A 10,606-nucleotide genomic window follows, 5' to 3' on the forward strand; every position below is an offset into this window, starting at 1 on the left:
CCGGTCGGAGCGGGCGTCGGAGCGGCGCGGGGGGCGCAAGCCGGCGGGGCCGTTCGGGTCACGTCCCGGCGAGGAGCCCGGCGGGCGCGGGGCGCTTGCCGACGAACGCGGACCGCAGTGCGTGGTACGGCGATTCGGGGGTGAAGAACTGCCGGTGCATCACCGCCAGCTCCTCCTCGCGGTAGGCGGCGAGCGGCTTGGCCTGCTCGTCGGCCTCGCGCGCGGCCTTCTTCGCCGCGATCCGCCGCCGGGCGAGCGGCGAGGCGGCGAGCAGCCCGGCCAGGTGGGCGGCGGCCGGCCCGAACTCCTGCGGCCCGCAGTCCAGGACGCGGTCGACCAGGCCGATCCGCTCCGCCGACGCGGCGGACACCGGCACGGCCTGCCGCGTCAGCCGCTCGGCCTGCGCCGGGCCCACCCGGCGCGGCAGGGTGTACGTCCAGTACTCCGAGCCGTACAGCCCCATCAGCCGGTAGTGCGGGTTGAGCACGGAGCCCCGCCGGCACCACACCTCGTCCGCCGCCAGGGCCAGCATCACCCCGCCGGCCGCCGCGTTCCCGGCCACCGCGGCGACCACCAGGCGGTCGGTGGTGGTCAGCACCTCGGCGACCAGGTCGTCCATCGCGGTGATGTTGGCCCAGGACTCCGCGGCCGGGTCCGGCGCGGCCTCGATGACGTTGAGGTGGATGCCGTTGGAGAAGAAGTCCCGGCTCCCGCCGAGCACCAGCACCGAGGTCGGCCGGCCGAGTGCGAAGCGGTACGCCGCCAGCAGGCGGCGGCAGTGGTCGGTGGACATCGCGCCGCCGGGGAAGGAGAAGCGCAGGAGGCCGACCGGGCCCTCCTCGCGGTACTCGACGTCCGTCCAGGCGGGCTCCCCGTCCCGTTCCGCCGTCAGCGGCGCCGGGACCTCCGGCACCGGGGGCAGCAGGGCGCCGAGCGCCGTCACCGCCGGGAGCTTGAAGGTCGCGGGCCCGCCGGGTGCGCGCCGGCGCCGGAGTTCGGGGATCCACACCGCGCCGTCCACGGTGGCCCGGCACACCGCACCGGCGCGGGTGGCGATCAGCTCGCCCGGACGCCCGCGCAGCTGCGGCTCCGGGTGCCCGCCGTGCAGGTACCACTCGTCGGCCCCCAGCGTGTCGAGCACCCCGGGCTGCGAGTCGGCCGCCCGGAGCCTGCGCAGGACCGTCCCGGTGGAGTCGGCCGCCCAGTCGATCCGGCGCTCCGCCTGGCGCAGGAAGGGGCGGACGCGCACCGGCTCCCGCCAGGAGGGGCCGTGCTGCGGCTGCGGCGCGTACGAGCCGGAGGCGAAGCGCTCGACGGCCCGCAGCGCGGCCAGGACGGCGGCGTCGGCGACCTCGTTGCGGTACAGGTCGCTCTTCCCGAGCGCCGGCAGCCGGCAGGGCTCCCAGGCCCAGACCGGTCCGGCGTCCATCTCCGCCTCGGCCTGGAGCACCGTCACGCCCCAGTCGGCGACGCCCTCCTGGACCGCCCGGTCCAGGGACGAGGGGCCCCGGTCACCGGGCGGGCCGGGGTGGACGACCAGACAGGTGAGCGCCGACCAGACGTCCGCGGGGATCGCGGTGCGCAGCATGGGCGCCAGCAGGAGGTCCGGCGACAACCGGCGGACCGACGCCCGCAGCTCCTCGTCGTCCCCGGCGAGTCGGACGTCCACGGTGTGCCGCCGGTCCCGCAGTTCGGCGTGGAGGCGCTGGCTGAGGCTGTTGAAGGCGCTGGCGAGGAGCAGGATCCGCATGTCTGCCTCCGGGGTGCGGGCGGCCGGGAACCCGGCGATCATCACCCCCGGTCCGGCGGCGCCCCGGCCGGTGCGGCGTGCCGCGCCGCCCGTTCACCCGGGTGGCGGGCCCACGGGCGGGTCAGTACGCGGGGGACGACGGTCGGCGGCAGCGCGCGGGGGGCGACGGCCGGCAGGCGCTCCGGGCTCCCGGCGACGGCGGCGGCGATGGCGGCGGAGCCGTGGTCGGGCGTCCGCTGCTCGTACTGCCCGACGGCGTCCGGGAGTTCGGCCGCACCGTGCCGGCCGGCGGCATGGTGGGGACGGCCGCGGCGGGCCCGGCGGAGGCTGCCCGTAGCATGGCGGCTTCCGGAACGAGCGGTGTGAGGAGAGGAACGGGACGTGCGCGGGGGCGAGCTGGTGGGCGGACTGGGACGGCTGGTCGGGGCGGCGGCCGGGGCGGCGGCCGGGGCGGCGGCGGGGGCCGCGGCCGGGTTGGGCGAGGCCGGGCGGCAGGCCGTACGGCGGGGCGGACGCGGCGCGGCGGCGGGCGGGCGGTGGGCGTACACGGCCCTGACCTCCGTCATGCCGCCGGAGGTACCGGCCACCGAGCCGTGGAAGCTGTCGGTGGGCACCCTGATCGGCCGCCACCCGCTGACCCCGGCCGTGGTGCACAAGCTGCTCGGGCTGCTCGACGGTCTCGGCGCCGTCCACCTGGGGCCGTCGAAGGTCGGCTTCGACGGCGAGGAGGTCGAGTGGGACAAGGTCGTCGAGATCCGCACCCGCAACGCCTTCGAGGTGCTGACCACCACCGCACTGGAGCAGGAGGTGGACCGGATCCGGGAGTTCCTGCCGCCGGTTCCCGGCCGCAAGTGGGTCGTCACCAAGGCGGGCGAGGCGCTGGCCACCGTCGTCCTCGCCGCCCTCGAACGCGGCTCGGACGACCAGCGCCTGGACGAGCTGACCGTCCCGGCCCGCATCGTCTGCCGCGGGCTGCTCGGCCGCCGACGCACCCTGGACGCGGGCGCGTTCGCCGCCGCGACGCTCGTCCTGGCCGACCGGGCCGGCGAGAGTCTGATCGCCACCGCCCGCAAGCGCGGCATCCCGGTCCTGCCCGTGGACGAGCTCGCCGAGCCGACCGACGCCGCCCGGGTCGCGGTGCTGCGCGAGCGCACCGACTCCGTCGCCCGGCTGCTGGACCGCATCGAGCGGAGCGACCCCGGGGCAGCACCCGCCGGGGACGCACCGACCGGGGCCGTGCAGGCAGAGGCCGGGGCCGTCCGGGCAGAGGCCGGGGCGGCGCAGCCGCCGTTGTCGCTCGACAAGGGTGCGGGCGACAACGGCGGCGCGGTGCAGCCGAGTTGAGCAGCCGCGCGGACGGACGCGGTCAGTGGCCGCCGCGCGGCTCCTCGCAGTCGGTGCCGTCCGGGTAGCCCGCGAACGCCTCCGCGGTGGTGACGGCGCTGTTCATCGTGCCCTCCAGGCACAACCCGGTGGCGTCGACCAGGAAGGCGATGCCGGTCGGGCCGTTCTGGGTGACCTTCACCTTGGCGGCCTGGTAACCCAGCCCGGTGAGCTGTCCGCGGGTGCTGTCGGGGGCGAAGTCGCCCCGGGTGCGCAGGGGTTCGAGGACGCCCTTGATGCGCTTCACGGCGTCCAGGCCGTCGCAGCGGCGCCGGCCGTGGAGCGGGATCGGCACCCGGAAGCCGTGGTTCTCGGCGTAGTGGTCGACGGGCGGCCCGGTCGGGGCCGCGCTGCTCGCGGTCGGGGTCGGGGTCCTGGTCGGCGTCTCGCCGGGGCAGGGGTAGTCCGCCTCGGCGGTCGGCACCGCCGCGGCCGTCGACGGCACCGCCGTCACGGCCGCCGCGGGCGCCCCCGCGCCACCGGCCGCGCCCACGTGCTCCGTCCCGCACCCCGCCGCCAGTACGGCCAGGGCCGCCACCACCGGTGTCCGGAGGCGCCCCCACCTGGTCCTGATCATCGTCATCCGGTGATGATGCCCCGGCGGCGGGGTCGGCGTCATCCCGGCCGCTCGGGTCCCGGGGCCCGGGACCCGGACCGATAATCCGCGCGGCGCGGGCCGGTTCTCGGCTAGCCTCCAGGCCCATGACCTGGTTGCCCGCCGATTTCGTCCACCCCGTCCACGTGCCGCTCCCCGGTGGCGGTTACCACCTGCGCCCCATCGCCGGGACGGACACCGAGCTCGACTACCCCGCCGTGATGGGCTCCCGGGAACGCCTGTGGTCCATCTACGGCGAGGCCTGGGGCTGGCCCGCGGCCACCATGACCTACCAGGCGGACCTCGACGACCTGATCCGGCACGAGCGGGAGATCGCCGCCCACGAGTCGTTCAACTACGCGTTGTTCGACGAGGCGGAGTCGGCCCTGCTCGGCTGCGTCTACATCGACCCGCCGCAGAAGGCCGGCTCCGACGCGGAGATCTCCTGGTGGGTGGTGGACGACCAGGTCGGCTCCGAGCTGGAGCGGGAGCTGGACGCCCTGGTGCCGCACTGGATCGCCGAGGCATGGCCGTTCGGTCGGCCCTGTCTGATCGGCCACGAGGTCTCCTGGGCGGAGTGGCTGGCCCGCCCCGCGATCGCCGGCGCCTGACCCGACGGCGGGCGGGCAGGAGCCGCAGCCGGCCCCGGCGCGCCTCCAACTCGGCCCGCCCGGGCACGGGTTCGGGTTCAGGAAGGTCAGCACCCGGTGTTCTGGACGGGCCCGACGCGGCGCCCCACGATGGGTGCATGACGGACGACGAATCGGCGCAGCCGCCCGCGTCGGGTGCCGGGCCGGCGCGGCGCCCGGACTGGGGCGCGGTCGGCGCGATCGCGGGCGCGGTGGCCACGCTGATCGCCCTGGTCGCCTACCTGGTGCCACCGGACGCGCCGCAGCCCGCGGCCGCCCCGGTGGTCACCACCGCGGCCCCGCAGCCGCCGGAGCCGCTCCCCGCTCCCACGCCGAAGCCGGTTCCGTCGCCCGTACCGACGCCGACGCCCACGCCGACGCCCACGCCAACGCCCGAGCCCGATCCGCCCTCCCCGGAGCCGAGCCCGTCGCCGATCCGGACCCGGACCGCCGCCCCGACGCCGGAACCGCCGCTCCCGGCGGTCCGGCCCGGCGGCTGCGACGAGGCCGAGGCGGCGCTGGCCGTGTACCGCCGGAACGCCGGCGACACCCGCGGCAGCCGGGCCGACGCGGCCGGCCAGGCCTACCAGGACCTGATGGGCGCCGGCCTGGACGCACAGGGCGCGGTCGGTTCGACGATCCGCCGACTGGCCGCCGAGTTCTCGGAGTTGCGCTTCCGCCTGAACGGCATGGTGCTGGCCGATCCCAACCAGGTGATCACGGACATCAACGCGGACAGCGCCCAGCTCGGGCGGCTGTGCGGATCCTGACCGCCCCGGGCACGACCGCGGTCGACGGCGCCCCCGCACGCAAGGACGTTGTGGAGGTTCGGCGGAGGCCGACTGCACGGACCGGCACCGGGTAGGCACCGGACAGGAGCGTCGGCCCGCCCGGGGACGACGCTCGCGACCGTAGGAGGGTCGTGCGATGCCCATGCCCGTCCACTCGATGCCCGTCACCTTCCCCGACAGTCCGCTGCCCGACGTCCCGGTGGTCGCGGAACTGCGGTTCGACCCGGACCTGCCGTACGCGGCCTGTCTGGCGTTCCCGATCGCCCCGTGCGAGTGCGTGACCGCGGACGCCCGCGTGTGCTGGTACTTCAGTCGCGAGCTGTTGAACGAGGGCCGGCACGCCCCCACCGGCAGCGGTGACGTCCGGGTGGGCCCGGGGCCCGCGGGCGAGGTGCTGATCACCCTGTGCGGGCCCGCCGGCAACGCCGTCCTCAGCGCACCGGAGGAGGACGTCACGGCCTTCCTCTCGGACTGCTTCAGCCTGGTGCCCGAAGGATCGGAGTCCGAGCACCTCGACGTGGACGCCACGCTCGCCCGGCTGCTGTCCGACGACTGACCGCGGGCCGCCCGGAGCCGCGGGCGCAGCCCGGAGGAGCTCCCGGGTGCCGCCATCCGGGTGTTCTGCCGACGGCCGCCACGGGACCCGCCCCGCTCGGCCGACCCGCGCGGAGCGCCGCGCACTAGGTTGCCTGCGTGGAGGCAACCAAGGCTACGAACGGGCGTGAGCCGTCCGCCGGTGAACGCGTCACGACCCGGCTGGACGGGCGGTTGCCGGTCATGGAGGCGGGCCGGGAGCTGCTGCGCAAGGTGTTCCCGGACCACTGGTCGTTCCTGCTGGGCGAGCTCGCGCTGTACAGCTTCGTCGTGCTGCTGCTGACCGGCGTGTTCCTGACCTTCTTCTTCGTCCCGAACATGAACGAGGTCGTCTACGACGGCGCCTACCTGCCGCTGCGCGGGGTGCTGGTCTCCGAGGCCTACGCCTCGACGCTGGACATCAGCTTCGAGGTGCGCGGCGGCCTGATGATCCGTCAGATTCACCACTGGTCGGCGCTGTTGTTCCTCTCGGCGATCGGCGTGCACCTGCTGCGGGTGTTCTTCACCGGGGCCTTCCGCCGCCCGCGCGAGCTCAACTGGGTCATCGGGGTGACGCTGTTCAACCTGGCCCTGCTCGAAGGGTTCTCCGGCTACTCGCTGCCGGACGACTCCCTCTCCGGCACCGGGCTGCGGATCGCCGAGGGCGTACTGCTCTCGGTGCCGCTGGTCGGCACCTACCTGACCTTCTTCACCTTCGGCGGCCAGTTCCCCGGCCACGACGTCATCCCCCGGCTGTTCACCGTGCACATCCTCCTGGTGCCCGGCCTGCTGCTGGCCCTGGTCGGGGCCCATCTGACGCTCATCGTGGTGCTGAAGCACACCCACTGGGCCGCCCCCGGCCGCACCAACCGCAACGTCGTCGGGATGCCCTTCTTCCCGCAGTTCCTGACCCGTACGGTCGGTCTGACCTTCGCGGTGGCCGGCATCATGGCGCTGTCCGCTTTCCTCGCCGAGGTCAACCCGATCTGGCGCTACGCCTCCTACCGGCCCGACGTGGCCGCGGCCGGCGCCCAGCCGGACTGGTACATCGGCTTCATCGAGGGCGCGCTGCGGCTGATGCCCGCCGCGGAGACCTCCCTGTTCGGGCACACGGTGTCATGGAACGTCCTCCTCCCGGCCCTGGTGCTGCCCGGCCTGCTCTTCGCGGTGCTGTACGCCTACCCCTTCGCCGAGCGCTGGCTCGACCCCGAGCGCGGCGAACAGCACCTGTGCGACCGCCCGCGCAACAAGCCCACCCGCACCGGGCTGGGGGTCGCGGGGATCACCGTCTACGCCGTGCTGCTGATCGCCGGCGGCAACGACGTGATCGCCTTCGTCTTCGGCCTCTCGGTCAACGCGATCACGGTCGTGCTGCGGGCGGCGCTGATCCTGCTGCCGCCCGCGGCCTTCCTGCTCACCCGGCGGCTCTGCCTGGCCCTGCAGGCCAGGGACCGCGACCGGCTGCTGAAGGGCGACGAGACCGGCCGGATCGACCAGGGCCACGACGGCGGCTTCACCGGCCACCGCCGCCCGCTGCCCGCCGACGAGCGGTTCGTCCTGCTCGCGCGGGCCGCGCCGGACCCGCTCCCGGCCCCGGACCTCGCGCCGCGGAGCGAGCGGGCCCGGGCCGCGGCGGGCGCCTGGTTCTACCGGGACCGGGTCGAACTCCCCGCCGCCGAAGGGGAGTCGGAGTTCATCGCGGGTGTCCTCACCAGCCCCGCCCACCCCGAGGCGCCCGCCGGACCGCCGCCCACCGGGCCGACCGGGGCCGGCCCGGTCCGCCGGCTGCTCCGCCGGCTCACCCGTCGTCGTCGCCGTACTGGAAGATGAACCCGGACACTGCGAGGGCCAGCACGACGGCACCCACGACGACCAGCCAGCGGGCGAAGACCAGGCCGAGGGCGAGGACCGTCAGGCCGGCCGCCGTCAGCACCGGGTAGCCGCTGCGGGCCGGGAAGAAGCCCACCGGGCCGACGGCCTCCGCGATCTCGGCGTCCCCGCGGTCCTGCGGCCGGCCGCCGCCAGTCCGCCGGTACTGGACGAACCAGAACAGCGCGATCAGCCCCGACATCAGGAACGCCACCGCCAGGATCACCGTGCCGGCCGGCTCCTGCGCCCAGAACCCGTAGATCAGCCCGGTCACCGCGAAGAACACCGTCATGACGGCGAACAGCCGGCCCTCCCCCTTCATCGCCCGCTCCCCCGCCCGCCCGTACGGTCGGCCGCCCCGCCCACCGGCTCCTCCGTCGGCACCTCCGGGTGGTGCAGGTCGAAGGCCGGCGACTCGGAGCGGATCCGCGGCAGCGCCTCGAAGTTGTGGTGCGGCGGCGGGCAGGAGGTGGCCCACTCCAGCGAGCGGCCCCAGCCCCACGGGTCGTCCTCGGTGACCCGGGTGCCGTGCCGGGTGGTGGTCCAGACGTTGTAGAAGAACGGCAGGTTGGAGACGCCGAGCAGGAACGAGCCGATCGAGGCGCACACGTTGAGGGCGGTGAAGTCGTCCACCGCCAGGTAGGTCGCGTAGCGGCGCGGCATGCCCTGGGCCCCCAGCCAGTGCATCACCAGGAAGGTGGTCTGGAACCCGACGAACAGGACCCAGAAGTGGACCTTCCCGAGCCGCTCGTCGAGCAGCTTCCCGGTCAGCTTCGGCCACCAGAAGTAGAAGCCGCCGAAGGTGGCGAACACCACCGTGCCGAACACCACGTAGTGCAGGTGGGCCACCACGAAGTAGCTGTCGGAGACGTGGAAGTCGATCGGCGGCGCGGCCAGCAGCACCCCGCTCAGCCCGCCGAACAGGAAGGTCACCAGGAAGCCGAGCGACCACAGCATCGGGGTCTCGAAGGACAGCGAGCCGTTCCACATCGTGCCGATCCAGTTGAAGAACTTCACCCCGGTGGGCACCGCGATGAGGAAGGACATCATCGAGAAGAACGGCAGCAGCACCTGGCCGGTGACGAACATGTGGTGCGCCCACACCGTCATGGACAGGGCGGTGATGGCGATGGTCGCGCCGATCATGCCGTAGTAGCCGAACAGCGGTTTGCGGCTGAACACCGGGATGATCTCGCTGATGATGCCGAAGAACGGCACCGCGACGATGTAGACCTCCGGGTGACCGAAGAACCAGAAGAGGTGCTGCCACAGGATCGCCCCGCCGTTCGCCGGGTCGAAGGCGTGCGCGCCGAACTTCCGGTCCGCCTCCAGGCAGAGCAGCGCCGCCGTCAGCACCGGGAAGGCCAGCAGCACCATGATCGAGGTGAACAGCACGTTCCAGGTGAAGATCGGCATCCGGAAGAGCGTCATGCCGGGCGCCCGGAGGCAGGTGATGGTGGTGATGAAGTTGACCGAGCCGAGGATCGTCCCGAGGCCGGCCACCACCAGGCCGAAGGCCCAGAGGTCCCCGCCCTGCCCCGGGGAGTACACCGGCCCGTTCAGCGGCGCGTAGGCGAACCAGCCGAAGGCGGGCGCCCCCGTGGAGGTGAGGAAGCCGCTCAGCACCATCAGCCCGCCGAGCAGGAACGCCCAGTAGGTGAAGGCGTTCAGCCGGGGGAACGCGACGTCCGGCGACCCGATCTGCAGCGGCATGATCGCGTTGGCGAACCCGGCGAAGGTCGGGGTGGCGAACAGCAGCAGCATGACCGTGCCGTGCATGGTGAACATCTGGTTGTAGCGCTCGTTCGACAGGAACCCGGTGTCGGGGCCCATCAGCTGGGCGCGCATCAGCAGCGCCAGCACACCGCCGACCAGGAAGAACCCGAACGCGGTCGCCAGGTAGAGGTTCCCGATGACCTTGTGGTCCGTGGTGAACAGCCAGCGCAGCAGCGTGCTGCCCTGGTGGAGACGGGCCTGGGTACGACGCGACGCGGTGGACGTGGCGCTCATGGAACCTCCGCAGCGGAGCCGACGAGCCCCCCTCGCGGCGGCGCCGCCCCCTCCCCCGCTCGACGGGAGGGCCCACTCCCGCGCGCCATCGCCGACCCTAGCGGCGGCCGTCCGGCCCGCCGGGGCGCCACGCGGTGCGGCGCCCCGACCGGGCGGCGTCCGGGGCCGGGCGGCCCTGCGCTCGCGGCCTTGGTGGGCCCTGCGCGCGCAGGGCCGGGCGGCTCAGCGCTCCAGCAGGTCCGGGACGACCTCGCGCAGCCGCTCGGCGCCGATCGCGCCCGCGCGCAGCAGCACGGGCACCTCGCCGGTGACGTCCACGATCGAGGACCCCACCGCGGCCGCGGTCCGGCCCCCGTCGAGGTAGACGGCCACCGAGTCGCCCAGCATGCCCTGGGCGGCGTCGCAGTCCTGCGGGGAGTCCTGCCCGGTCAGGTTGGCGCTGGAGACCGCCAACGGGCCGGTGGCGTTGAGGAGTTCGATGGCGACCGGGTGCGCGGGCATCCGGACCGCGACCGTTCCTCCGGTCTCGCCGAGGTCCAGCTCGACCGACTTCAGGTGACGGGCGACCACCGTCAGCCCGCCCGGCCAGAACGCCGCCACCAGGGCCCGCGCGCGGTCCGTCACCTCGACCAGGCCGTCCAGGCCTTCCGGGGAGCCGACCAGCACCGGCGAGGGCATGTTGCGGCCGCGGCCCTTGGCCGCCAGCAGGCGGGCGACCGCCTCCGGCGCGAAGGCGTCCGCCCCCACCCCGTACACCGTGTCCGTGGGCAGCACGACGAGTTCACCGCGGCGCACCGCGGCCACGGCCTCGCGCAGCCCGGCTGCGCGCTCGGACGCGTCCGAGCAGTCAAAACGACGAGTCATCAAGGTTCTCCACGGCGGGCCGCGGCCCGCACCGTCCATCCGGCCCGGCCACCTCGCCGGCCGGGCACGACCCGGTCAGACTACCGGGCGGGCTCCTGCTGACCCGCACCGCCGGGACGCCGGGCCACCGGGCCCTGCGCCG

The 10,606-nt window shown here is 74.6% G+C and carries 10 protein-coding genes; 5 read left to right on the forward strand and 5 right to left on the reverse strand.

Features of this window, described 5'->3' with window-relative positions:
* Positions 1 to 58: 58 nt before the first annotated feature.
* The gene (locus ABT048_RS30080; RefSeq protein WP_350524686.1) at positions 59 to 1,750 is read right to left on the reverse strand and encodes an enoyl-CoA hydratase-related protein; all 1,692 of its coding nucleotides are present in this window, start codon (positions 1,748 to 1,750) and stop codon (positions 59 to 61) included.
* 381 nt (positions 1,751 to 2,131) lie between these two features.
* Between ABT048_RS30080 and ABT048_RS30085 the strand changes: the two genes are divergently transcribed.
* Entirely contained in the window at positions 2,132 to 3,094 is a 963-nt protein-coding gene (locus ABT048_RS30085; protein WP_350524687.1) for a hypothetical protein, read from the forward strand.
* A gap of 22 nt (positions 3,095 to 3,116) precedes the next feature.
* Here ABT048_RS30085 and ABT048_RS30090 read toward each other — a convergent pair whose 3' ends face one another.
* Positions 3,117 to 3,716, reverse strand: coding sequence for a hypothetical protein (locus tag ABT048_RS30090; protein WP_350524688.1), 600 nt, complete (start codon positions 3,714 to 3,716; stop codon positions 3,117 to 3,119).
* A 119-nt stretch (positions 3,717 to 3,835) separates the two neighbouring features.
* On the opposite strand from ABT048_RS30090, the gene ABT048_RS30095 reads away from it, so the two are divergent.
* The 4 genes from ABT048_RS30095 to qcrB all read left to right on the forward strand — a co-directional run bounded on the left by ABT048_RS30095 (position 3,836) and on the right by qcrB (position 7,551).
* Positions 3,836 to 4,339, forward strand: a complete 504-nt coding sequence (locus tag ABT048_RS30095; RefSeq protein WP_350524689.1) for an N-acetyltransferase — start codon at positions 3,836 to 3,838, stop codon at positions 4,337 to 4,339.
* Between the two features lie 137 nt (positions 4,340 to 4,476).
* Positions 4,477 to 5,127, forward strand: coding sequence for a hypothetical protein (locus ABT048_RS30100; protein ID WP_350524690.1), 651 nt, complete (start codon positions 4,477 to 4,479; stop codon positions 5,125 to 5,127).
* A 157-nt stretch (positions 5,128 to 5,284) separates the two neighbouring features.
* Positions 5,285 to 5,704, forward strand: a complete 420-nt coding sequence (locus tag ABT048_RS30105) for an SsgA family sporulation/cell division regulator (protein ID WP_350524691.1) — start codon at positions 5,285 to 5,287, stop codon at positions 5,702 to 5,704.
* A gap of 137 nt (positions 5,705 to 5,841) precedes the next feature.
* Entirely contained in the window at positions 5,842 to 7,551 is a 1,710-nt protein-coding gene (gene qcrB / locus ABT048_RS30110; RefSeq protein ID WP_502894094.1) for a cytochrome bc1 complex cytochrome b subunit, read from the forward strand.
* Here qcrB and ctaF read toward each other — a convergent pair.
* The 3 genes from ctaF to ABT048_RS30125 all read right to left on the reverse strand — a co-directional run bounded on the left by ctaF (position 7,520) and on the right by ABT048_RS30125 (position 10,464).
* Complete coding sequence (ctaF, locus tag ABT048_RS30115) at positions 7,520 to 7,912, reverse strand: aa3-type cytochrome oxidase subunit IV (RefSeq protein ID WP_350524692.1); 393 nt, start codon at positions 7,910 to 7,912, stop codon at positions 7,520 to 7,522. The two genes, qcrB and ctaF, sit on opposite strands and share 32 nt — an antisense overlap.
* Positions 7,909 to 9,600: an aa3-type cytochrome oxidase subunit I gene (gene ctaD, locus ABT048_RS30120; protein ID WP_350524693.1), complete on the reverse strand. Its 1,692-nt coding sequence runs from the start codon at positions 9,598 to 9,600 to the stop codon at positions 7,909 to 7,911. Before ctaD ends, ctaF begins: the two co-directional genes overlap by 4 nt.
* A gap of 222 nt (positions 9,601 to 9,822) precedes the next feature.
* The gene (locus tag ABT048_RS30125; protein ID WP_350524694.1) at positions 9,823 to 10,464 is read right to left on the reverse strand and encodes an L-threonylcarbamoyladenylate synthase; all 642 of its coding nucleotides are present in this window, start codon (positions 10,462 to 10,464) and stop codon (positions 9,823 to 9,825) included.
* Positions 10,465 to 10,606 lie beyond the last annotated feature (142 nt).

Source organism: Kitasatospora sp. NPDC096140 (assembly GCF_040303045.1).
Classification (GTDB): Bacteria; Actinomycetota; Actinomycetes; order Streptomycetales; family Streptomycetaceae; genus Kitasatospora.

What these genes read in the sequence shown, in the direction of transcription:
- ABT048_RS30125 (WP_350524694.1), bottom strand. Translation starts at nt 10,464, where the DNA reads ATGACTCGTCGTTTTGACTGCTCGGACGCGTCCGAGCGCGCAGCCGGG.
- ABT048_RS30090 (WP_350524688.1), bottom strand. Translation starts at nt 3,716, where the DNA reads ATGACGATGATCAGGACCAGGTGGGGGCGCCTCCGGACACCGGTGGTG.
- ABT048_RS30100 (WP_350524690.1), top strand. Translation starts at nt 4,477, where the DNA reads ATGACGGACGACGAATCGGCGCAGCCGCCCGCGTCGGGTGCCGGGCCG.
- ABT048_RS30105 (WP_350524691.1), top strand. Translation starts at nt 5,285, where the DNA reads ATGCCCATGCCCGTCCACTCGATGCCCGTCACCTTCCCCGACAGTCCG.
- ctaD (WP_350524693.1), bottom strand. Translation starts at nt 9,600, where the DNA reads ATGAGCGCCACGTCCACCGCGTCGCGTCGTACCCAGGCCCGTCTCCAC.
- ABT048_RS30080 (WP_350524686.1), bottom strand. Translation starts at nt 1,750, where the DNA reads ATGCGGATCCTGCTCCTCGCCAGCGCCTTCAACAGCCTCAGCCAGCGC.
- ctaF (WP_350524692.1), bottom strand. Translation starts at nt 7,912, where the DNA reads ATGAAGGGGGAGGGCCGGCTGTTCGCCGTCATGACGGTGTTCTTCGCG.
- ABT048_RS30095 (WP_350524689.1), top strand. Translation starts at nt 3,836, where the DNA reads ATGACCTGGTTGCCCGCCGATTTCGTCCACCCCGTCCACGTGCCGCTC.